This is a genomic window from Paenibacillus sp. UMB4589-SE434, from assembly GCF_030226685.1.
Taxonomy (GTDB): domain Bacteria; phylum Bacillota; class Bacilli; order Paenibacillales; family Paenibacillaceae; genus Paenibacillus_B.
The window spans coordinates 476,118-499,082 of the sequence record NZ_JASOYK010000002.1; the positions used below are offsets into that span (position 1 = coordinate 476,118).

General features: G+C 43.0%; 20 protein-coding genes. All 20 read left to right on the forward strand.

Features of this window, described 5'->3' with window-relative positions; genetic code table 11:
- Positions 1-409 precede the first annotated feature (409 nt).
- The 20 genes from QP775_RS12235 to QP775_RS12330 all read left to right on the forward strand — a co-directional run bounded on the left by QP775_RS12235 (position 410) and on the right by QP775_RS12330 (position 22,948).
- Positions 410-3,115, forward strand: a complete 2,706-nt coding sequence (locus tag QP775_RS12235; RefSeq protein WP_285106320.1) for a stalk domain-containing protein — start codon at positions 410-412, stop codon at positions 3,113-3,115.
- Between the two features lie 121 nt (positions 3,116-3,236).
- Complete coding sequence (locus QP775_RS12240) at positions 3,237-4,397, forward strand: sensor histidine kinase (RefSeq protein ID WP_239328804.1); 1,161 nt, start codon at positions 3,237-3,239, stop codon at positions 4,395-4,397.
- Between the two features lie 4 nt (positions 4,398-4,401).
- The gene (locus tag QP775_RS12245; RefSeq protein ID WP_239328803.1) at positions 4,402-5,124 is read left to right on the forward strand and encodes a response regulator; all 723 of its coding nucleotides are present in this window, start codon (positions 4,402-4,404) and stop codon (positions 5,122-5,124) included.
- A gap of 108 nt (positions 5,125-5,232) precedes the next feature.
- Complete coding sequence (locus QP775_RS12250) at positions 5,233-5,676, forward strand: glycosyltransferase (RefSeq protein ID WP_285106323.1); 444 nt, start codon at positions 5,233-5,235, stop codon at positions 5,674-5,676.
- Positions 5,677-6,085: 409 nt separating this feature from the next.
- Entirely contained in the window at positions 6,086-8,506 is a 2,421-nt protein-coding gene (locus QP775_RS12255) for an ATP-dependent helicase ComFA (RefSeq protein ID WP_285106325.1), read from the forward strand.
- 108 nt (positions 8,507-8,614) lie between these two features.
- Positions 8,615-9,490, forward strand: coding sequence for a ComF family protein (locus QP775_RS12260; protein WP_285106327.1), 876 nt, complete (start codon positions 8,615-8,617; stop codon positions 9,488-9,490).
- 117 nt (positions 9,491-9,607) lie between these two features.
- A complete protein-coding gene (locus QP775_RS12265) occupies positions 9,608-10,009 on the forward strand; it encodes a TIGR03826 family flagellar region protein (RefSeq protein ID WP_239328798.1) in 402 nt (133 codons plus the stop codon).
- A gap of 358 nt (positions 10,010-10,367) precedes the next feature.
- Positions 10,368-10,643 (forward strand): flagellar biosynthesis anti-sigma factor FlgM, encoded by a 276-nt coding sequence (gene flgM / locus QP775_RS12270; protein WP_028543956.1) that lies wholly within the window; start codon positions 10,368-10,370, stop codon positions 10,641-10,643.
- Between the two features lie 14 nt (positions 10,644-10,657).
- Positions 10,658-11,155: a flagellar protein FlgN gene (locus QP775_RS12275; RefSeq protein ID WP_285106330.1), complete on the forward strand. Its 498-nt coding sequence runs from the start codon at positions 10,658-10,660 to the stop codon at positions 11,153-11,155.
- Positions 11,156-11,185: 30 nt separating this feature from the next.
- Positions 11,186-12,754: a flagellar hook-associated protein FlgK gene (gene flgK / locus QP775_RS12280; protein WP_239328796.1), complete on the forward strand. Its 1,569-nt coding sequence runs from the start codon at positions 11,186-11,188 to the stop codon at positions 12,752-12,754.
- A 14-nt stretch (positions 12,755-12,768) separates the two neighbouring features.
- The gene (gene flgL, locus QP775_RS12285; RefSeq protein ID WP_285106333.1) at positions 12,769-13,662 is read left to right on the forward strand and encodes a flagellar hook-associated protein FlgL; all 894 of its coding nucleotides are present in this window, start codon (positions 12,769-12,771) and stop codon (positions 13,660-13,662) included.
- 2 nt (positions 13,663-13,664) lie between these two features.
- On the forward strand, positions 13,665-14,237 hold the full coding sequence (locus QP775_RS12290; protein WP_285106335.1) for a DUF6470 family protein: 573 nt from the start codon (positions 13,665-13,667) through the stop codon (positions 14,235-14,237).
- Positions 14,238-14,299: 62 nt separating this feature from the next.
- Positions 14,300-14,731, forward strand: coding sequence for a flagellar assembly protein FliW (gene fliW / locus QP775_RS12295; RefSeq protein ID WP_285106337.1), 432 nt, complete (start codon positions 14,300-14,302; stop codon positions 14,729-14,731).
- On the forward strand, positions 14,731-14,970 hold the full coding sequence (csrA, locus tag QP775_RS12300; RefSeq protein WP_285106339.1) for a carbon storage regulator CsrA: 240 nt from the start codon (positions 14,731-14,733) through the stop codon (positions 14,968-14,970). The genes fliW and csrA overlap by 1 nt, the downstream gene beginning before the upstream one ends.
- Before the next feature lie 170 nt (positions 14,971-15,140).
- A complete protein-coding gene (locus tag QP775_RS12305; protein WP_285106341.1) occupies positions 15,141-15,980 on the forward strand; it encodes a flagellin N-terminal helical domain-containing protein in 840 nt (279 codons plus the stop codon).
- A 75-nt stretch (positions 15,981-16,055) separates the two neighbouring features.
- A complete protein-coding gene (locus QP775_RS12310; RefSeq protein ID WP_285106343.1) occupies positions 16,056-16,385 on the forward strand; it encodes a flagellar protein FlaG in 330 nt (109 codons plus the stop codon).
- A gap of 15 nt (positions 16,386-16,400) precedes the next feature.
- Positions 16,401-17,918 (forward strand): flagellar filament capping protein FliD, encoded by a 1,518-nt coding sequence (gene fliD / locus QP775_RS12315; RefSeq protein ID WP_285106345.1) that lies wholly within the window; start codon positions 16,401-16,403, stop codon positions 17,916-17,918.
- A gap of 48 nt (positions 17,919-17,966) precedes the next feature.
- Positions 17,967-18,344, forward strand: coding sequence for a flagellar export chaperone FliS (fliS, locus tag QP775_RS12320; RefSeq protein WP_285106347.1), 378 nt, complete (start codon positions 17,967-17,969; stop codon positions 18,342-18,344).
- Between the two features lies 1 nt (position 18,345).
- Positions 18,346-18,690, forward strand: a complete 345-nt coding sequence (locus QP775_RS12325) for a hypothetical protein (RefSeq protein WP_285106349.1) — start codon at positions 18,346-18,348, stop codon at positions 18,688-18,690.
- 25 nt (positions 18,691-18,715) lie between these two features.
- On the forward strand, positions 18,716-22,948 hold the full coding sequence (locus tag QP775_RS12330) for an IPT/TIG domain-containing protein (protein WP_285106351.1): 4,233 nt from the start codon (positions 18,716-18,718) through the stop codon (positions 22,946-22,948).
- Positions 22,949-22,965 lie beyond the last annotated feature (17 nt).

Sequence of the window (22,965 nt, forward strand, 5' to 3'; positions counted from 1 at the left end):
ATATTTTACAGCTAGCACTTTTGATTCCTGTAACGAACAGGGAGAAAAGTGCTAGCTTTTTTTGTATTTAAGCAATCCATGAACTTCAAATGGAAAAAAACGAAACTTTTTTCCTCTTCTATGAGTCTATTAGTAATAGGGCTATATATAATCTGGATATGTGCGGATGAGTATATGATAATCCCCGTAATGTAACTAGACATTTATATTTTGATTACATTCTCACAATGAATGCTGAGAGTTTGACTTTTTGTGTGCGTACAACTGGAGTAAGCGAAGGTAGTAAGTTAAGAGATTCATAGACATCAATAACATTAACGCGACTATTAACAAAGAGCAGTAGAACTAATTTGTTGCCGTTGCTTCAACAAGCATAAAGCACGACATCATGGGGAGTGAAACAACAGAAATGGGAAACACGAAGGGAGCGCGTCGCAAGTCGCGCTGTTCGAAATGGGTTGTTATGTTGATTACGGGAACGATGCTGCTAACGCCTGGTTACGGCTTCACACCTGTTGTACACGCAGACGGAGAGAATGGAAAGAGTGCTACTTCTACGGCGGCCTCACGTTTAACCAAGACTAGTGAAGAAATTATTACTTCTGGCGCTCGACTTATTCATTATCAATTTACAACTACACGCAGCGGCAAGTCAGCAACGGCTAAACTAAACGTCATTGAAGCCGATCTTTCTAATCCGTATTTAAAGCTGGACACGATGACAGGCAAGAGCGGGCAGTTAACAACGCGTCAAAGTGTGTCTGGAATGGTCAAGGATACAGGCGCTGTGGCGGGCGTTAACGGTGATTACTACAACACAGGTTTAGAAGGCGTACCGCTGGGCGGAGCTATAGCTGGAGGAACGATGGTGTCCAGCCCATCCGCTCTAAAGGGAATGTATGCTTTTGCTGTCACAAAAGACGGTAAGCCAAGCATAGATGAATATCGCTTTGAAGGTTATGTGCAGGGAGAAGACAGTTCGACGTTTCCACTTGCCGGGATTAATAAAGCGACGTATATGACAGAACCGGACAAAAAATACAGCCATATGGACACGATGTATATTTATACTAGTGCCTGGAAGAATCAAGAGCGTCCCTCAAAGAGCTCTACGACACCAACCGAGGTGCTTGTACGGAATGGGGTTGTCGAACAGTTGGCAGAAATGTCTTCCTTGCCGATGACGGCTCCAGAAGATGGCTACATACTCCGCGGGCATGGGAAAGCTGCTGAGTATATGCGTCAGCATATGCAGGTGGGAATGCTTGTGAGCGCAAAGTATCATTTGAACTCTCAGACGACGGGACAGCAAGTCGACCCAGATCAATTTCAAATGATGATTGGTGGACATACACTACTTGTGGAAAATGGCAAGGCATCTGGATTTACGCGTGATACCGACTCGATCAGCGGCAGTAGTGCACGTGCACGTACAGCAGTAGGATACTCCAAGGATGGACGATATGCCTATATCATTACGGTAGAGAAGAATGACAGCAGTGTTGGGCTTACGCTATCTGAAATGCAAAAAGCACTCGTACAAGCAAACATATGGAAAGCTGTTAACTTGGATGGCGGCGGATCGACCACGATGGTGCATCGTCCATTGGCAGAGACAAGCACAATACTGTCACATGATACAGAGACGGGTTCAACACAGCGTTCGATTGTGAATGGGCTGGGCATCTTTACGACGGCTCCGAAGGGTGAAGTCAAAGGAATGATGCTTGCTGGTTCTGAGAAGCTGTTTATAGGCCAGGAAGCCTCTTATACAATGAAAGCATACGATCAATATTACAATCCAATTGATGCGTCTAATACGAACGTGAATTGGAGTTCATCCAATGGCGTACTTGCGTGGAACGGCACATCATTTGTAGCGAAGAAGTCCGGAACTGCACAAGTGGTGGCCAAGTCAGGGGCTGCCAAGACTACAAAGGACGTAGAGGTGATCGGGGCAAATTCGCTGGATGAGCTATACATCGCAGCCTCTGGAGCGCCACTCGTAGCAGGATCTGCCGTAACGCTACCCGTTAAGGCTAAGCTAAAGGATGGAACGACGGTTAATGTGCCAAAGGCATCTGTGACGTGGGAACTGCAAGGTTTTAGCGGGAATGTTAAAGATGGTGTGCTCCATGTGACAAAGGTACCTGACGGGGCCCAGATTGGATATGCATTTGCTAACTATGATGGCTTTAAGACAATGATCCCCGTAACGGTAGGTGCAGAAAAACTTATTGAGGACTTTAACAAGTCCACTCTGTCTCCAAGCTTCGCGGGACTTCCTAAGGAATCAACGTTTGGAACGGCCTCGATTGTTGGCAATTACGAAGGCAGATCTGGCTCGGATAAAGTTGTGAAACTGACTTATGACATGTCCAAAGGTGCTGCTAATAAATTTGCATATGCGATTTTAAATGGGGGTACAGGGGTTCCACTAGGTGGTACGCCGACATCGATGAAGATCGATGTGTACGGAGATAACAGCATGAACTGGCTTCGCGCCAAGTTTACCGATGAGAATGGTAAAGAGTATTTACATGATGTATCCAAATATATCGATTGGTCGGGGTGGAAGACGCTAGATATCGACATGTCCAGTATTGGTGCATCAGGCAACCTTAAGTTGGAACGCCTATATGTGGTGAATTTACAGGACGGTCAAGATGAGCGTGCAGCTACTGGCGAGATCGCATTTGATAACATTCGTGCCCATATGCCTGCGGGTTCCTCAATCAGTCTTCCGAATGCTGATGTAAAGTTGAAAGTCAACAGTAAGACGGCATCCGTGAACGGCAAGGACAAGAAGTTGGACGTTGCACCAATTATGCTGAATAATACAACCTATGTGCCAGTCAAAGTGATCCTGGACGAGTTTGGTGGGAAATCTACTTGGAACAGCGCGTCAAAGAAAGTGACTGTGCTTCGTGGGGACCGATATATCGAGTTAGTGGTGGACGCTAAAGAATTTATAAGCAATGGCAAGAGAAATAAGTCTGAAGTAGCTCCTTTGTTACGTTCAAATAGAACATTAGTCCCATTAAGATTAGTATCCGAACAATTAGGCCTAGTCATAAATTGGGATATAAAGTCGAAGTCCATTACGATACGCTGATGTGGTATGATAAGGGATGAAACAACCAATCATTCTAAACGTATAGCCACCTCTACACGCGGTCGATCTTACTGAGATAGACCTGGATAGAGACTTATCTCAATAAGGGGACGGAACGTAAGTGGAGAAACAAGTCGATGAAATTGACCGCGTCATAAAGAATGCCATTCAAGTGATGCAGGATAGCAAGTATCAAATTTATGAGATTCTGGATTCGGCACGCGATGAGGCGGTTGCTCTCCAATATCAGATGCATGAGCTGATGGAAGAAACGGCTCGCATTTGCGATAAGGTAGACGAGCTGGAACGAAAATTTCGTCTGGCTCGTTTGCGTTTGACTGAAGTTAGTCGCGACTTCATGAAGTATGCGGAGGAGGACAGCAAGCAGGCGTACGAACGAGCTACGCAGTTGCAGGTCGAACTTCTGATATACAGGGAGAAGGAGAGCTATCTAAAGACGCGACGCGATGACTTACAGAAACGATTAAAAAATGTGGAAACCTCAATCGAACGAGCCGAAACGATTGGTTCGCAGATGAATGTAGCGTTGGAATATTTATCGGGTGATTTATCTCAGTTAACACGTATTCTGGAGTCTGCTAAGAATAGACAGCTTCTAGGCCTTAAGATTATATTGGCGCAAGAGGAAGAACGTAAGCGAATTGCAAGAGAAATTCATGATGGCCCAGCTCAATCGCTTGCCAATGTAGTGCTTAGGACGGAAATTGTAGAAAGAATGCTGTCGAAGCAGGAATTTGAAATGGTGCAGCACGAAATAGTAGACTTGAAATCCCAGGTCCGGATGGGACTAGAGGAGATACGTAAAACCATATTTAACCTGAGGCCTATGGCACTAGATGATCTGGGACTTGTGCCTACGCTGCGTAAATTTGTTCATGACTTTGAGGAAAAGAGCAAGATCCGCACCTCGTTTGAAGTGAAGGGAAAAGAGAATCGACTTAAATCCGCCATGGAAGCTGCTGTGTACCGCTTGGTTCAGGAAGCTTTCAGCAATGCCGCTAAACATGCAGATCCATCCTACGTTTCATGTAAGATTACATATGATCAAGATGAAATCCGGTTGATGATTGAGGATAACGGACGCGGATTTAATTTGAATTCGCTTGAGGTTAAAGGGAAAGAACAAACCAGCTTTGGCTTGATAGGCATGCGTGAGCGTGTGGAATTGTTGGAAGGTCAGATGCAGATTCATTCGACTGAGAATGAAGGGACACAGATCATAATACTAATTCCAACGAATGTGGACAAGAGAGAGGAGTAAGCATATGGAGAATCGCAAGACGGGGAAATCCAAAATTAGAGTGCTCCTTGCTGACGATCACCAGCTGTTTCGTGAGGGTTTGAAGCGCATTTTGAATATGGAAGAGGACTTGGAAGTGATCGGGGAATGCGGAGACGGCATTCAAGTGCTTGAATTTTGCAATCATGAAGTACCCGATGTTGTCTTAATGGATATCAATATGCCGATTGAAAATGGTGTTGTAGCGACTGAACGGATGAGGGACATATTTCCGGATGTAAAAGTTATTATTCTGTCCATTCATGATGATGAAAGTTATGTCTTCGAAACATTGCGCAAAGGTGCATCTGGTTATTTATTAAAAGATATGGAAGCGGAATCTTTAATTAATGCGATTCGTTCGGTCGTGACTGGTTATGCGTATATCCACCCAAAAGTGACGGGCAAGCTGATCCAACAGCTTCGCCGTATGACGTTGCTAGACGAGCGTGGAGTTATGGAGCAGGATGCATCGAAGGAGAATGGTGTTCGTCTGAACAACATGGAGGATAACCCGCTTACTCGACGTGAAGCAGAAGTCCTTCGTTTGATGGCAGAGGGAAAGAGTAATAAGAATATCGGTGAGTTCCTGTTTATCAGCGAGAAGACAGTAAAAAACCATGTCAGCAGCATTTTGCAAAAGATGGAAGTGGATGATCGGACACAAGCGGTAATCAACTCCATTAAGAACGGCTGGGTAACACTGTAGTTCAATTTGTAAGATGTACGACTTGTAGAAAAATCGAAGTTTGGCGACGCTTGTCCGTCACCGTAGCACATTTTGCGGCATACACTTGGTAATAAGGAGGTGGGCCGCATGATCGCAATGCTGTTATGGATTGTGGGATGCTACGGGGTGGCGGTAGCAACTGTTCATCTGATGCACCGCTTGCAGAAGAAGTTGCGCGGCGATAAGCCGGCGCCATGGATGCATGTTATCGTGGCAACACATAATGATGAGCGACATATGGAGTGGATTGTTCGCGCCTACTGCTGGTTTGCCTGGTTAAAAGGGAGACGATTGCATCTCACGATGGTGGACAGCGGATCTATGGATGCGACAATCGATATTGTATGGCGTATGGCAAGGCGTTATGATGTGACATGTGATATGATGAGTGTAAGTAGTGTGAAGGAACAGATGGAAGTGGTCACGCTTCTAGAGAAGAAGAGACAGGTGGAAGAAATACAATTTGTCCTGTATCTGAAGCGGAAGGAAGATTGGCGTAAAGTTCCCTTTATGGCTGGCAGCTCGTTATAAGAGGCGGATACGGCATTGGAGCCGCCGTCGGAGAGGGAAATGACAGCGAATTCATTAAGGTGTATGAATTGAATAGCATGAAGATGTGAAGCACACATCGCTTTCGACAAGTAGTCGAAGCGGGTGTGCTTTTTTGTCGTATCGTGTATTTGAATTGGAATGTGAAATTTGCAGAGAGACGGTTATTTCAAAATTATCGCTACTCTACCATGTACAAACCAAACTGTGGTCAGACGCTGCGTTGATTTTGTTTATAATCTTTTGTTCCTAAGTGGCATGGGTTCCCTAAAGTTAATCGTAGAATCGATGTTTATACAAATTATAGTAAAAAAGTTAATAAAGGACTATACCTCGTCATTTCAGAAGTAGTGAATGCAGTTATTAATTTACTGAAGGGGAGTTGTGAAGGATGCAAGTGAAGCTATATACGGTTAGAACAAACGAAGGTTGGCAGATGGGGTTTACACTGGATAGCTGGGTTGATAGTCAGTACTGGTGCATGGTTGCAGAATCAGATATTGGGGGAGAGAGCTCGTTCGAGAACACTTACTTCACAGGATCAAAAGGTCATTCAGAAGTAATGAGTACCCCAATGATTCAGCGAGGAGCGGCAGATGATCAGACTGATGCAAAGAAGTGGAGAGGGGCGGTAATAGAGCAGGGCGCTGCAAAGATGTCGCAGGCGGTGGAAGTTGAACAGAAAGCTCAACTGAATCAGGTAGGAGCATTTGCTATGCCAACGCATGCTAGTTCTAAGGAATCTATATCAGATGAGGGATCAGGAAGGTGTGTTTACAAGATGGCCATCATACACTTGCCCCTTCCATTCCCGATGGCGCTTCGAATGACACAACGATTTGTCTCGGAAAGGTGCATGGATGATTGGGGAGAACAGCAGTGGAAGGCTTACACGGCTCGCATGCTTTGTTCGTATACGGAGTGGTTTGGAGGGGAAGATGGCCGAACTCAATGGAGTCTACAACCGCTGCGCGTTGAGCTTATTCAAGATCTTAAAAAAAGGAATACAATCGTGGAATCAGCTCATTGTGGCATGAGGTATGAAACGAGCAACGTCACAAGATCAGGTCCAACAAGAAGTATGGTAGCGGAAGGAACCGCACGTTATGAACTGTGTAATGGCAGGCAGACAACAGCGGAGTGGAAGATGAGCGAGAGATCAGAAATGAGGTACATACAGGAGATGTGCGATCGCCTAGTTTCGTTAATTGAAGGCAGGGCGCTAATGGAGGCGGAAGTATTATCTTTGATGAAAGCTCATGGATATGAGATAAACCTCGAGCTGCTGCGTTCTATATTACAGTTAGGTATGCTGCAAGGGGATGTTGAGCTTACTAATGGTGTTGCGACAGGGGAAAGGACGAGTGGATGGATTCGTTTTAGCCAACAAGTCAAGCGCCTGGTAGGGCGCAGCTTGCCTGTAGTTAGATTGCTTGCTCATGGAAATGTCTTGCAGGAACAAAATGTGAAGCTGCAGGTGTCAGGAACAGAACCACACTGCCGTCGATGTGGCAGCAGAGAGGAGCAACTGCAAATCTCTGCTTGTGCCAGCTGTGGATCTGCTGCCTGCTATACTTGCTTATCTTGTTTAAACCTAGCCAGAAGCCGCTCGTGCTCCTTGTTAGTCCTCGGTGTAACGAAGCCTAAAATAAGAGAAGCCCGCGTGGATGTGCATCCGCAAAGGAAGACACAGGAGTTGACGACTGACGATACCGAGCTTCTTCTTGAACGGTATGGTTTGGCAGCAGCTCAAAAAGAGGCGAGCAGGGCAGCGCTTTGTTATTTGCGCAAACGAGATTTGAGTACTGACTCGAGCAAGGGAGAGTTCTTGTTGTGGGCAGTAACAGGCGCTGGCAAGACGGAGATGTTATTCCCTATGGCGGCGTATGCATTCAATAGGGGGCAAAAGGTATGTATTGCGACTCCTAGACGAGATGTCGTGTTAGAACTGCAGCCGCGTATTGAGAAGGCGTTTCCGGGAGCGCGTGTCGTTACGTTATATGGCGGAAGTGATGATCGTTGGTCAAAAGGGGACATTACGTTGGCGACGACTCATCAACTTCTACGCTTTTATAAATCGTTTGATTTGATGGTTGTGGATGAGTTGGATGCTTACCCATACCACAACAATCCAATGCTTCAGCGTGCAGCGCAGCGGGCTTGTGCGCCGGGCGGCACGTTTGTGTATTTGTCGGCTACGCCGCCTAAGGCGATGCAGCGCGCCGTGAGGCGGGGCCGCCTCGCACAGGCCATTGTGCCTGTGCGGTATCATCGCCATCCGTTGCCAGTTCCAGCGCGAATGGCGATGCCGGGTGTAGCCCGCTGCATTGCACGCGGGCGGCTGCCACAGCACGTCGTGCTTACGCTGCGACGTGCTGTGGACAGGGGCGCGCAGCTGTTTGTATTTGTTGCGCGCATACGCCATATTGATGGCGTAGTGGAGCTGCTGCGTACATCGTTCCCGCAGCAGCCTGTGGCAGGAACGTCCGCTGCTGATTCACAGCGGACGGATAAAGTACGTCGCTTCCGGCAGGGGGAGATTCGTGTACTCGTTACCACGACGATTCTAGAACGTGGTGTGACCGTGCCGAAAAGCGACGTCTTTATTCTCGATGCGGATAACTCACTCTTCGATGAATCTTCCTTAGTCCAGATGGCAGGGCGAGCTGGACGTTCAAAGGATGATCCGTACGGTGTCGTCTGTTTCGGTGCACCGCAATGGACCCGTTCTCAACGAGATGCTGTACGTCAGATTAGGCGCATGAATCGAATCGCGCGCAATCGGGGTTATTTACGTACATCAACTTCATAAGAGTTGTGGTGCTGTGGGCAGAAGCTCGTGTGATATTTTTTGCGAACATTTTTCTTGCCTCGTAATAGCTTGGCTTGATACTAAGTTTGGAGGTGGAGATTCCTGAGTATGAGCAGCGGATGGTACGAACGAATCAGTACGCCTCGCAGAGGAGCTTGTCTGGTTTGTGGTCAGCAAGCAAGCGCTGGTGGTCAAAGTATTTACAGGGATGGGACAAGTATAAAGAAATGGCGGGAGCAACTATGTAGGAGTTGTTATCTAACTATCCCGCTCATCCAAGATGTGGGGTGTGTAAGCTGTGGTCGGGGAATCCGCTGTTCAGACTGCGTTCGTCAGCCGCTTGCGCCATACGGACTCGCCTGCAATCGCAGCGCTGTGCAATATAATGAGCAGATGAAGGAGTGGTTAAATCAGTTTAAGTTTAAAGGTCATATCGGTTATGCTCACGTAATGGCAGGGATGATGTTGGATCAATATCAACCGTTAATGAATTCAGCGAGAGTAAAGTTTCTTGCGCAGCAGAGACGGAAGCGCACTTGGAAGAGTACGGTCTGTGCATGGTTGTATCCATACCTTGGAAGCTCGTTGCCAGATTTGATTACGTTTGTCCCCACTTCACTACCTCGTCTTCAGGAGCGGGGATTCAATCAAGCAGAGGTGCTAGCGTCTAATCTTGCAACGACGTGGCGTCGACCCCTCATAAGTTGTCTTGTTCGGGTAACAGATTATGGACATCAGAGCAAGCAATCACGTGCTGGTCGAGAACGTAGTTTGGAACATACCTATCGTTGGGATGGGCGTGCTGACGAGCAGCTTAAGTTCTGGCGTGTTAACGAGCAGGATCATCGGGTACACATTCTGCTTGTTGATGATGTATATACGACTGGCAATACGCTTCGAGCATGCGCATACGAGATTCAGAGGGGGATGCAGAAGAATGAATATAATGCGATTATAACCAGTTATACCTGGGCACGTGCTTAACATCAGGTAGACGAAATTGTATGCATGAAGAGATGATCAACAAATTTCATGATTACCTCTCGTTTTCTGTCAAATGTTGCGCTATGATGTAGCTATATGACAGTGGGAGGGTATCGTATGGAGTTAAGTAATTGCTACCGCTGCGGAAAGCTGTTCGCCAAGGCATATCGTAATATCTGCCAAGATTGCGCAAGAGATATAGAAGCGGAATACACACGCTGTGCTGACTATTTACGCGAGAATCGGCAGGCGACCATGATAGAATTATCCGATGAGACAGGCGTGGGTACACGTCAGATCACACAATTTATTCGTGAGGGTCGAATTTCGGTTGCTAACATGCCGAATCTGGCTTATCCGTGTGAGGTGTGCGGCGAATTTATTCGTGATGGACATATGTGTGAGAATTGCAGACGCCGCTTGATGAGCGATTTGGAACGGGTTAAACAAGACAATAGCAATGCAAACGCAGCATCTGATAAGCACAACACAGGGACTTATCGAATTTCAGAAAAGTAAATAAAAAAACTTTAAGTTGTCAAGTCATTTCTTTTGAAGAAAACTAAATAAATGTTACATGTCAGCCGATAATCTTAGTAAAGGTTATCGGCTTTATGTTGTTCTCTAAAGGGAATATACCTTTGCAGATATCTTTTGATGTGCAGGTTTGGATATTGATTATGCATGAAGGCATACTGTTATGATAAGCTTTCACATAGAGACTTTTTATTTTGACAAGCTTCTGATAGCAGCCACACAGTTTTAGAGAAAAGCCGCAATATCCACCGAACACAACATTATCCACCATACACAATCAACTAACTTTTAAAACTACCCGAATAGAGAGCTTGTTACATTTGGAATGAGGTGAACACTGATGAAGATTAATGATACGCAACGCATTGGCGCAGCTCAGCAATATCAGCGTCAGCAGGCTATGCAACGTTCAGCCAAAGCACAGACACGCAAGGACGAAGTCTCCATCTCCACGGAAGCGCAGCAGATGTTGAACGCACAGAATCGTGTTCAGGATTCGAATCGCGCTGACCGAATTCAGGAGCTGAAGCAGGCGGTATCAACAGGAACATACCACGTCGAAGCGGACAAGATTGCCGAGAAGCTTCTTCCGTTATTCCGTGAGGATAAGAAGTAAGAAGGTGAGCGAGAATGAGTATTACACGTGTCATTGCCGCGTTGGATCAATTAAGCGGACTTCATAAACAACTGCTAGAGATAGCTGAAGAGAAGAAAGGCGTTCTTATTCGTAACGAGGTTGATGTACTGGCTGCCCTGACGAATAAAGAGTCTCGGCTTATTAAGCTAGTGAACGAGGCTGATGAAGAACGTAATCAAGCTGCCCAGTTATTTTTAAAAGAAAAGGGTATTCGCTCCTCGCTTCAGCTTACAGTTACCGAACTATCCAAACTTGTATTTAATCATGAGGAACGTGCTGAACTGCATGATGCTCAGCTTCGATTGACGAAAGTGCTAGAAGCTTTAAAGGTTCAGAACCGGAACATTCAAGATTTACTGGAGCAATCGCTTAATTTTGTGGACTATTCTTTGAATTTGTTGACCAGCCGACCGGAAGATGAATCGATTTATCAGCATCCTAGTCTTGGGCATAACAAATCTTCAAGAAGTATGTTCGATACTAGAGCTTAACCAAGTTTATAACAGAGAGGAACGAGCCTGATGCGTTCTACATTTCATACTTTGGAAATTGGCAAGCGAGGAATTGTAGCCCAACAGCTTTCTATTGCGACTACAGGACACAACATTACAAATGCGAATACACCAGGTTATTCGAGACAAGTAGCCAGACTTGTTGCAGCTCGTCCGATTGATTATCCAGGAATTCACAACAACTCCAAGCTCCCGAACCAGATGGGGATGGGGGTTGAGGTCGAGAGTATTACACGGATTCGCGATTATTTGATGGATATCGAATATCGTAATCAGAATACTGTACAGTCTACTTGGAAAGTGCAGCAAGAGACGCTTGGTAATATTGAAGGCATCTTTAACGAACCATCAGAGAACAGTTTGGCAACAAGTATATCTGAGTTCTGGAACTCATGGCAGCTCTTAAGTAAGAATCCAGGCAATTCCGACCTTTCTTCCCGTACAGTCGTACAGCAGAAAGCAATTGCTTTGACGGAGACGTTTGGCCATATCTCAAGCCAGCTCAAAGTGTTGGACAGCAACTTGACAGAACGAATCAATGTTAAGATTTCTGAGGGAAATAATTATGTAGGACAAATATCGGAATTAACGCAAATGATCAAGCGTATTGAAGGGCTTGGCGACAATGCAAATGATCTTCGTGATAAGCGCGATTTGCTAGTGGATCAATTGTCCGGCCTAGGAAATGTGCAGGTTTTCGAAACGGATACAGATTATCAAGTCACATTTGGCGGTACGATGGTTGTCGATAATATGGATTCCACTAACATTACACTTGGTGATGTTGGAGCTCTGACCAATGGCGAAATTAAAGGGTATATAGATTCACGGGATATTCATGTTGCCAACTATCGTCAACAATTAAATGTCATCGCTAATACGATTGCAAACGGACCGGTTGAAGTGACACTTCCTGCAGGAACAATACTTCCGCCAGGTGTGTCGATTCCTAACGCTGTAGTCGACCCAGCCAATTCTCGAAAGCTGCTGAATGACACCAAGTATACCGTCAATGGTCTGAATGGTTTGCATAAGCTTGGTTATAACTTGCAGGAGCCAGCTCAATCTGGTCTCGATTTCTTTGTGGCTTCAGATGGAAGTGGCACCATTACTGCAGAGAACATTCGCATTAATCAAGCTATTAAAGATGATGTTAAAAATATCGGCGCATCGATGCGCACAGAGTCTAAAACACTTGCAAATGGTACAACAACAGAAGTTGCATTACAAGGTAACGGAGACATGGCGTTGTTGATAGCAAGCTTAAATGAGAAGGTGTACAGCTTTACGCAGCCGGGTTCCATTACAAACTCCGCTACTATTGGGGGATACTTGCAATCTGTAGTGGCTAACTTGGGGACGGATGCGGATCATGCAACCAAGATGCTGGAGAACAGTACGCTGCTCACTAGCCATGCTGATAACCTTCGCCAATCGGTAAGCAGTGTTTCTTTGGATGAGGAAATGTCGAACTTAATCAAGTTTCAGCAGTCTTATAGTGCATCTGCTCGTATCGTAACAACTATAGATGAGATGTTGGATAAGCTTATTAACGGCACAGGTGTCGTAGGAAGATAGGAGGTCATTAATTAATGCGTATTACACAATCCATGATGGGTAAGTCCATGATGACAAACCTTCAGACCAATTATAAGCGCCTTGATAAGTATCAAGAGCAGCTTATGACAAACAGACGTTTGAATCGCCCTTCCGATGACCCTGTGGGGGTTGCAAGTGCACTACACTATCGTTCGGAAATAAGTTCGACAACACAGTTTGCAGAAAATGTGCAAGACGCAGACTCATTCATGAAATTTACAGATTCTGTAATAAGCGAGGCGACGCAAGTAATCCAAAAATTGTCTGAGCTGGCAGTTCAGGGTGGAACGGATACGGTTCCTGATGATGCTCGTGAAAACATTGCACGCGAGACAGAACAACTATATCAACATTTAGTTTCGTTAGGAAATTCACAGTTTAAAGGGAAGTATATTTTTAACGGCCAACGAATTAACCAACAGCCGTATCCGGATGACCCTGCTAATCAGGCTTACAGTTTAGATACAGGGGTTGTACAGTATCAGGTTGGAGCTGGAATTTATGTTGATGTTAATACATTGGGGGATAAAGTGTTCGGTGCTAAAGGTGCCAGTGACAGTATATTTACTGTTGTAGATGAAATGAAAAAAGCACTAGTTAATGATAACACACCCAATATTGCTGGTTCTATTCCTAAACTTCAAGGTCTTCTTGAAAAGTTAACTTTAGCCCAAGCAGAGGTAGGAGCTAAGCAAAATAGACTTGAATTTACTACGAGTCGCTTGGATGATTTGAATTTAAACTATATTGATCTTCAATCCAAGACGGAAGATATTGATATGCCGAAGACAATTACGGAGTTAAAAACAGCAGAAAGCATATTCCAAGCATCATTGGATACTATAGCCCGTATTTCACGTCCGAGTTTGCTTGATTTTCTACGATAGTAATGAATATACCTCATATACAAATCAACCAACAATTTGCCAAAATTGGATTGGATACGACGCCTGGTCGCTTAAACATGGAGACACCGTTACCTAAAATAGAGGTGTCTCAAGAACATGTTTCTGTCAAGATGAATCATAGTGAGGGTAGATTGGAAATTGATTCTCGAAAGGCATGGTCTGCATTAGGAAAGGGAAGATTTGAGGAGATTACGGACCGCATAGCACAGGATTCTTTGCAGATTTCTATGCGAAATATTTCAAATATTGCAAGTGAAGGCGATCGCATGATGGCATTTCATAATAAGCAGAATGCATTTGCTGAAATAGCAAGAGAAAAGATGTTCAGGGAGTACCCCATTGAATTTGCAGGACCATCAAGCTATGATAATGTTGAAGTAAACTATATTCCTGGTATACTCACTACAGAATGGAACACAGGTAGAGTTGATATTAATTTTGAGCGTACTAAGCCACAAGTGGATTATTACCCGGGGAAGGTTAATCCCTATTTAGTACAGAAAAACTTTATTTTTTTCTCAAGTAACGGTCAACAATTAGATGCAGTGGTTTAATATTTTAGCTATACGGAACGCTTGATGTTCTTTATAGCTATTTTATTTTGGAGGGATTTTTAATGATTGAAATACGTTCGACGCGACTTGGGCAGCTTATGGTAGATGAGAGTGAGATTGTCTGCTTTCCGGAGGGGATTTTGGGGTTCTCTGCACACAAACAATATGCTTGGCTATCTGCTGATTCTGAAGATTCTGTTATAGAGTTATTACAGTCTGCAGACGAAGAAAATTTAACATTTATCATTACAGATCCGTTTTTGTTTGAAAAAAATTACTCATTCGATCTAAACGAGGACTGGAACAATAAACTAAAGATTTCATCGATCGAGCAAGCGATCGTTCGAGTAATTGTTACCGCAAAAGCTGATGGTAGTACCACTATCAATTTAAAAGCGCCTATTATTATAAATAAAGATACAAACAATGCAGTCCAAATCATATTGGATGGTCCTGAATATCCATTGCAACATCCTGTAGGGGGGGGAAGATAATGTTGGTATTGACGAGGGCCAAAGGGCAGAAGATTATGATAGGTCATGATATTGTACTGACCATTGTTGAAGTGAATGGTGATCAAGTTAGACTCGGAATAGAAGCCCCTTCTCATATTTCCGTCTATCGTGAAGAAATTTTCAAGAGTATTAAAGAACAAAATGAGGTTGCTGCCCAAACAGATCTATCTGTTGATAAGTTGGATATGATAAATTCTCTATTAAAGAGAAAAAAATAAACGAAAATATTAAAAAAAATTTCGATTGCTATAAACTTAGAACAAGTGTCGCCGATATATAAGTTAGTAGGTCATTCGTAATGATTCTGACGGCCGAAGAATCTAACGGGACCAAAGGGTGTTAGCAAGGAAGCGAGCACCATAACACGATTCCAGGGAGGAACTATATTATGCGTATTAATCACAACATCAGCTCTTACAATGCTCACCGTCAATTGACAACTAACAATGGTCAACAAGGTAAATCTTTGGAGAAATTGTCTTCAGGATACCGTATTAACCGTGCGGCTGACGATGCAGCTGGACTTGCTATTTCCGAAAAAATGCGTAACCAAATCCGTGGCTTGGAGCAAGCATCCAAGAACTCTTTGGATGGCATTTCTTTGATCCAAACTGCTGAAGGTGCTTTGAATGAAACACATGCTATGCTTCAACGTATGGCTGAACTTTATGTTCAAGGTGCAAACGAAGTATTGACTACAACTGATGCAGCTAAGATCGATACTGAAGTTAAACAATTGTCTGAACAAATCGATGCAATTGCTAAACAAACTCAATTTAACACTAAGAAATTGCTGGATGCTTCGACAACAGGAGTTGTATTCCAAGTAGGTGCTAACGCAGGTGAAACAATTTCCCTTAATCTCTCTGCTGCACTTGCAACGTCCCTTAGTGTACAATTTGGTGGTACTGGATTGACTTCATTGTCTGGTAGCAACGCATTGAATACAGATGCATCTGCTAACTTGTCTGCGGTTCAAGTTGCTATTAACACAGTATCAGAAATTCGTTCCAACTTGGGTGCTGTACAAAACCGTTTGGAGCACACAATCAACAACTTGGGTACAACTGCTGAGAACTTACAAGCTGCAGAATCCCGTATCCGTGATGTAGATATGGCTAAAGAAATGAGCGAATTTACGAAGAATAACATTCTTCAACAAGCAGCTACTGCAATGTTGGCACAAGCTAACCAACAACCTCAAGGTGTATTGCAATTGCTCCGTTAATCATTAGACAGAGCCGGCCGGGAAACCGGTCGGTTTTTTTAATTTATCATAGTTGGCTAAAGGAGGACATAAGGGATGAAAGTGGATTCTAACCTTTCACCTATATCTTTGAAGCCAGGATTAAAAGAATTATCGTCAGCAATTGTAGAAACGACATCAATGAATCCTCTGTCCAAAGATAGGAAGCAATACAATGTTGAAGAGTTGATTGATAAGATAAATAAAATGCTTGAACCTGATACTCATATTAGAGTGAAGGTTCATGACAAGACTAACACAATTATGGTTCTTGTTCTTAAAGACGAAACAAATGAAATAATTCGAGAAATTCCTAGTGAGAAGATGCTGGATCTGATGTATAACATGTGTACTCGGGTGGGCGTCTTTCTTGACGAGAAAATGTAGGAAGGGGGAATTAGAATGGCAGGCGTAAACGGACCAATGCGTCTATCGGGTTTTAGTGGCCAATTGGATACAACAAATATAATCAAAGATTTAATGAAAGCAGAAAGTATCCCTCTGGATAAAATAACCAGAAAAAAACAATTTTTAATGTGGCAGCGTGAAGATTATCGTTCAATGAATACAGCGTTAATATCATTTAGAAATGCTATTAATGATTTAAGATTTGAGAGTAACTTTGAAACTACAAAAGCTACTTCCTCTAACTCTGGGATCCTTGAAGTTGCGTCAAGTGGGTCTAATGCCGGAATGAGTAGTGTCAAAATTACACAATTAGCAAACTCTGCAAGTATTATTGGTGGCAAAGTGAGTGCTAAGCCTTCAGATCTTGTCTCTGCTGATGGTACAGTTAGTATCACTGGTTCAAAGGGAACAGCTGATATTAAGATTACTTCCGGGGCGTCTACAATGGATTCTATTATTAAGGATATTAATGCGAATTCTGGGCAAACGGGAGTTAAAGCTAGTTTTGATACGTCAAGCGGCGTACTTTATTTAAGTTCGAGTGTAACAGGAGCTCAGTCGAAAGTGGATATTGGGCCGTTGGCTAATAATGCCCTTGCCAATGTGTTTAATCTTACTACTGTTAGTGCAACAGGGCAAGACGCAAAGTATTCCGTTAACGCCAAATATGATACAAATGGGCAACTGGTGAGTGGTGCCGAGTTAACTGCTTCTTCAAACACTGTAAATATTAATGGTGTTCAGGTTAATCTTCGTAACATTGGAGAGGCGACGATTGGTGTCAATAGTGACAGAGGTGGAACAATTGACAAGATTAAGAACTTTGTTAATCAGTACAATGATTTAATTGATAAGTTCTCTTCGGCTTCCACAACACGCCGAAATCGAGATTATCAGCCTTTGACAACTGAAGAGAGAAGTGCTATGTCTGAACGTGAAGTTGAAGCATGGGAGAAAAAAGCCCGGGTAGGCACATTGTATAATGAAAGTCTATTAACAGGTACTTTAGGATCATTACGTTCAGCAATAAATACGTCACTAGATGTAGGTCAAGATGAATTGCGGTTATTGGCTCAAATTGGAATTACGGCTAAAAGTAGCTATAAGGAAAATGGCAAGTTGCAAATCGATGAGAAAAAACTTCAGGATGCTCTGAACAATCGATTTGATGAAGTAAAGCAGCTTTTCATTAAATCTTCAAACACACCTGCAGATACTCCTGAAAATATAAAAAAGAGGAGAGCTGAAATTGGCATTGCAGATCGATTATACGAGGAGATCAATAACAAAGTAAACGATTTCACAAAGAAAATTGGATCGGGCTCATTAGAGGCACAAGACAGTAGTGTTTTGGGTTCTCAGTTGCGAGATCTGAATAAAGAAGAGAAAAGAATGAAATCGAGGTTAGTTGATATTGAAAATCGATACTACAAGCGATTTACAGCAATGGAGAAAGCTTTACAGAAATTGAACAGTCAAGGGTCCTGGTTGGCTTCACAACTAGGGGGGTAGTAATGTCTTAACTCAACTAATAGAATGACTGATGGAGAGAGGATAACTATGCAGAACGCACAACAACAGCAATATTTGAAGGTTCAAGTTGAAACAGCAAGCCCAGGAGAGCTTACTTTGCTGTTATATCAGGAAATGGTCAAATCATTGCTTCAGGCAAAGCGGTTATATTCTTTGAGTCAGTATGAAGATATGAATCAGGCCTTATTTAAAGTGAAAGCTATACTTAGTGAATTATTAATTACATTAAATATGGACTATGATATCGCCAAAGAATTACATGACCTGTACTCCTTTTATAATCGTCACTTGGCTGAATTTATGATTAAAAGGGAAGTGTCTATGCTTGAAGATGTTTTGGAATTTGCCAGAGGTATGGCTGAAACCTGGAAGCTAGCGATTAGAACGATAAAGACAGGTGCTTAGCATGCCAGAAGCTAATATGATTCCAGACGAAGTGATTAAACAGCTTAGTCAATTATATCAAAAGATCATGCTTGACCCTTGCTTTGATCGATATGAGGAGCATCAGGAAGAGTTTGATTTTTGTTATAGCTGTCTAGAGGGGTTACAACTCAATGAGCAGCAAAAATCAGATCTAGCTGCATTGTCAGATTTGCATAGTCAACTTATAAGAGTTATTTTATTAGAACAATTGAGTGTAAGAGAAGATATGAACCTTCATGAAAGAAAGAAGCAAGTTAGTAATAAATATAGTAAATTGTCAGTATACGATGGGACTGAGTCGTATTTTTTAGACCAAAAAAGGTAAGGTAAGGCTAAGGGGAGGCTTGAGTATGAGGAAGTTTTCAACAAAGTTATTAAATGTATTGTTTGCTTTTTTACTGGTAGTAACACAATTGCCAGGTTTGGTACAAGCTAGTCAATCTACAGAAGTTGTACAAGTAAGTAAGTCTATAAATCCTACTAGTATACTTGAAGGTGAAGAGACAGAGGTTAAACTTAGCATTCAAGGATCAAATCCAGTAAATTTTGTGAAGCCAAATGATATTGTTTTAATCATTGACCGTTCTGGTAGTATGAATCCAAACCAAAATGGTGGAGAAGATAAAATAGGTCATGCTAAATCCTCAGCAAAAGGATTTATAGATTTAATTGATTTTAACAAGCATCGCGTAGCAATTGTAGACTTTAGTTCAGATGTGCGTGCAAAAGATTTTTCATCAAATCCTTCTGATCTCAAGGGGTATGTTGATGGTTTGCAAGCTAGTGGATCGACTGCTACAGCAAGTTCCATTACTAAAGCACGTGATCTCCTGAAGAATCATCGTCCCGACGCGCAGCCAGTCATTGTTTTAATGACTGATGGTGAGGCTACAATTCCTTCTCCCGAGGCTACAGCGAGACAGAAGGCGCTTGAAGAAGCAAGTGCTGCGAAGGGGGAGTCGATTGTATTTTATACAATTGCTCTGCTAAAAAAGGATGAGAACCCGGGTACTAGTGCACCGAACGTCCTCCTAAAGGACATGGCAACTACAGCGTTACATCATCATTTTGTTCTTGGCTCTGTTGGTTTGGCTGAAATCTATAATGCTATTGTTAAGGAGATAGGCCTCGCAAGTGCATATAATGTTACGTTAGAGGATAGCGTTTCTCCTGAGTTTGAGATTGTGCCAGATTCCTATAAGGACAACATTCCTCAACCAGTAGTAACAGGTAATAAGCTGAAATGGAAATTTAATGAGCTCAAGGCAGAAACACTGACGTTTACTTATAAAATTAGACACAAGCAGGGCAGTCCTGTAGGTGATCTGTCTGTAGGTGCTAACGATATTTATGTTGGCTATAAAGACTACCTTGGGGAGCAACATGAATTTCTTGCACCTCACCCAAAGGTGAAGGTATCGTATCCTGCGCCAGTCATTACGTCAATTCAAGAAGATAATGGATTGATCCAAGGCGGAGAAACAGTAGTCATTAAAGGTAAGAATTTTCAAGCTGCTTCTACAGTTACATTTGGTACAAACAAGGTTAATACTGTGCAGTTCGTTGATTCTTCGAAATTAAGTGTGGTTGCCCCAGCGGGACAACAAGGATCAGTTGATGTAAAAGTAACCAATGTCGATGGTCAGTTTGCAGTGGCTCCGTATCAATACAAAGCAAATCCAGTAATAACCAGCATAACACCGAATAAGGGACCGTTATCTGGCGGATCTGAAGTTGTAATTAAAGGAGATTTCTTCCTAGCCGGTGCTCAAGTGAAATTTGGAGAAAACTTAGCAAGCATCAACTCTATTAAACCGCAAGAAATAGTTCTAACTGTTCCTAGTTCAACAAACGTTGGTACTGTTAGTGTAAAAGTAATCAATCCAGATCATACTTCTGCAATTGCAGCAGAGGGTTATACCTATATTTTAGGTCCTACACTAGTTTCGTTATCTCCAAACAAGGGTTTAACATTGGGTGGGGAGACTGTTACTTTGACAGGCGAACGATTCCTTGAAGGGGCTAAGGTATATTTCAATAACGAAGCAATAAATGCTACTTTCGTGTCAGACACAGCCCTTACCATTGTAACTCCGAAATGGGCAAAGGCAGAATCTGTTGCAGTTAAAATAGTGAATCCAGACGGGCAAACGAGCGAACTCAAGAATGGATACGCTTATGTTCTCCCGAAACCTGAAATCACATCTGTAGAACCTACTGAAGGTCCAGTAAGCGGAGGGACTATAGTAAAAGTAACTGGTTCACATTTTGTAACTGGTGCAAAAGTATATCTAAATAATACGCTCGTATCAGCAACAACCATTATTAATGATAAAGAGATTCAATTCCGTACACCTTCATGGTCAAAGGGAGAAAGTGTCGATATACGAGTAGTGAATCCTGACGGACAAGATGCAACGTTAAAGGGTGCATTCACTTTTATACTCCCTTTATCACCTGAAATTAGCTCAATTACACCTACTAATGGACCTCTTGCTGGAGGAACTTCGATCACTATCAAAGGTGCCAATCTAACAGCAGGAACTAAATTATACGTAGGACAAAAAGAAGTTGTTATAGCTTCACTCACAAAAGATCAAATTGTCGCTAATACACCTAAGTGGGATAACCCAAGTAAAGTAAATATCAAAATCGTAGATTCTTTTGGTCGAGAGTCTGTATTAATTGATGCTTTTGAGTACTTAGCACCACCACCACCACCAGCGCCAAAACTGGAAAGCGTATCTCCAGCGTCAGGCCCCCAAGCAGGTGGAAATGTCGTTAATATTGTCGGCAAGGAGTTAGCCAGCGGCTTAAAATTGTACTTTAACGATACTGAAGTCAAGACATTTAGTTACATGAGTAAAGAGTCCATTAGTATCAAAATGCCAGCATGGCCTATCCCGGGTAAAGTGTCTATTAAAATTGTAAATCCGGATGGTCAACAAGCAAGCTTGACGGATGCATACACTTATATTCCTTTGCCTAAACCAGAGGTAACTTCCTTAACACCAAATAAAGGCGTGTTAGCTGGAGGAGCTGCGGTTTCGATTAATGGTACTAATTTTGTAAATGGTGCTAAAGTCCAGTTAGGTGGTAAAGAGCTACAAACCACGTTTATTTCAGCAACGCAATTAAAAATTGTTACCCCAGTATGGGCTCAAGCTGAAAAAGTGGATGTAACAGTAGTCAATCCAGATGGACAAAAAGGGGTCTTGGCACAAGGGTATGAATTTGAAACGCCACCGCCACCGCCTGCTCCGACCGTAATTAGTATTACACCTAACAGTGGTCCGCAAAGCGGAGGTAACATTGTCTCCATTAAAGGAACCAATTTTACTCAAGGCTCTAAAGTCCGTTTTGGTCAGATGGAAGTAATGGCCACTGTGATGAACGCTTCTGAGATCTCAGTAAGAGTACCAGCATGGACTAAAGGTGAGATTGTGAGTGTCTCAGTTGTAAATCCTGATAATCAAGTGGGAATGTTGGCAGATGCGTATACGTTTATTGCACCGCCACCACCACCAGGACCAGAGGTGTTGAACACAACACCTAATGAAGGAGAAACAACAGGCGGATATGTAATTTCAATTATTGGGAAAAACTTTAAGTCTGATTCGAAAGTTTACTTTAACGACACTCTGGTAAGTGCAACATTCTATTCTGCAACAGAGTTTAAGCTTCGTACTCCAAAGTGGGCAACTAATGAAGAAGTAGATGTTAAAGTTGTAAATTCGGATGGACAAGAGAACGTATTGGCCAAAGGCTTTAAGTACATTCTACCACCGCCGCCACCAGCGCCAGTAGTAAACGCTGTGACACCTAATGAGGTTGTTCTTAGTGGAGGCACAAACATAACTATTAACGGAGAAAACTTTGTTAATGGAGCAAAAGTTCGTCTCGGTACTATGGAATTGGCAGCTACTTTTATGAGTAACAAGCAATTGGCTGTTAAAGTGCCGGTATGGAGTAAAGCAGAAGCTGTTGATGTTATTGTTGTTAATCCAGATGGACAAATAGGATTATTAGCAGGAGGTCTTAAATATATTCTCCCTCCTCCTCCGTCAATTGATTCCATCACACCTAACACTGGATTGAATTCAGGTGGGACGGTTGTTATTATTAAAGGTAAGAATTTTAATGCAACAACTAAAGTATATATTAATAATGTAGAAGCACCTTCTTCTTACTTTAATCCAACTGAGGTGCAAGCTAAAATACCAGCATCATCAGCTGTTGGTGCTGTTGATGTTAAGGTGATTAATAGTGATGGACAGTTTGGTGCGGTAGCGGGTGGATTTACTTATACTGCACAGCCACCTAAGCCAGGTCCGGTTATTAACTCAGTTACACCGAATAACGGAGCTAAGACTGGTGGGAATGTAATTAGTGTACTTGGAGCAAACTTTGTGAACGGCTCTGTTGTATATATTAACGGAGTTCTGTCTGCTTCCTCTTTCTATGGTAGTGGTCAGATGGTCCTACGTGTTCCAGGATCAGCAATAACAGGTCCGGTTGATGTCAAAGTCATTAATCCGGATGGTCAGGAAGCCTTGCTTCCAGGTGCCTACACATATAATTAATAACAAGCATAGACAAC

What these genes read in the sequence shown, in the direction of transcription:
- QP775_RS12260 (WP_285106327.1), top strand. Translation starts at nt 8,615, where the DNA reads ATGAGCAGCGGATGGTACGAACGAATCAGTACGCCTCGCAGAGGAGCT.
- QP775_RS12250 (WP_285106323.1), top strand. Translation starts at nt 5,233, where the DNA reads ATGATCGCAATGCTGTTATGGATTGTGGGATGCTACGGGGTGGCGGTA.
- fliW (WP_285106337.1), top strand. Translation starts at nt 14,300, where the DNA reads ATGATTGAAATACGTTCGACGCGACTTGGGCAGCTTATGGTAGATGAG.
- QP775_RS12325 (WP_285106349.1), top strand. Translation starts at nt 18,346, where the DNA reads ATGCCAGAAGCTAATATGATTCCAGACGAAGTGATTAAACAGCTTAGT.
- QP775_RS12245 (WP_239328803.1), top strand. Translation starts at nt 4,402, where the DNA reads ATGGAGAATCGCAAGACGGGGAAATCCAAAATTAGAGTGCTCCTTGCT.
- QP775_RS12265 (WP_239328798.1), top strand. Translation starts at nt 9,608, where the DNA reads ATGGAGTTAAGTAATTGCTACCGCTGCGGAAAGCTGTTCGCCAAGGCA.
- QP775_RS12255 (WP_285106325.1), top strand. Translation starts at nt 6,086, where the DNA reads ATGCAAGTGAAGCTATATACGGTTAGAACAAACGAAGGTTGGCAGATG.
- flgM (WP_028543956.1), top strand. Translation starts at nt 10,368, where the DNA reads ATGAAGATTAATGATACGCAACGCATTGGCGCAGCTCAGCAATATCAG.
- csrA (WP_285106339.1), top strand. Translation starts at nt 14,731, where the DNA reads ATGTTGGTATTGACGAGGGCCAAAGGGCAGAAGATTATGATAGGTCAT.
- fliS (WP_285106347.1), top strand. Translation starts at nt 17,967, where the DNA reads ATGCAGAACGCACAACAACAGCAATATTTGAAGGTTCAAGTTGAAACA.
- QP775_RS12290 (WP_285106335.1), top strand. Translation starts at nt 13,665, where the DNA reads ATGAATATACCTCATATACAAATCAACCAACAATTTGCCAAAATTGGA.
- flgK (WP_239328796.1), top strand. Translation starts at nt 11,186, where the DNA reads ATGCGTTCTACATTTCATACTTTGGAAATTGGCAAGCGAGGAATTGTA.
- QP775_RS12305 (WP_285106341.1), top strand. Translation starts at nt 15,141, where the DNA reads ATGCGTATTAATCACAACATCAGCTCTTACAATGCTCACCGTCAATTG.
- fliD (WP_285106345.1), top strand. Translation starts at nt 16,401, where the DNA reads ATGGCAGGCGTAAACGGACCAATGCGTCTATCGGGTTTTAGTGGCCAA.
- QP775_RS12330 (WP_285106351.1), top strand. Translation starts at nt 18,716, where the DNA reads ATGAGGAAGTTTTCAACAAAGTTATTAAATGTATTGTTTGCTTTTTTA.
- QP775_RS12275 (WP_285106330.1), top strand. Translation starts at nt 10,658, where the DNA reads ATGAGTATTACACGTGTCATTGCCGCGTTGGATCAATTAAGCGGACTT.
- QP775_RS12310 (WP_285106343.1), top strand. Translation starts at nt 16,056, where the DNA reads ATGAAAGTGGATTCTAACCTTTCACCTATATCTTTGAAGCCAGGATTA.
- QP775_RS12235 (WP_285106320.1), top strand. Translation starts at nt 410, where the DNA reads ATGGGAAACACGAAGGGAGCGCGTCGCAAGTCGCGCTGTTCGAAATGG.
- flgL (WP_285106333.1), top strand. Translation starts at nt 12,769, where the DNA reads ATGCGTATTACACAATCCATGATGGGTAAGTCCATGATGACAAACCTT.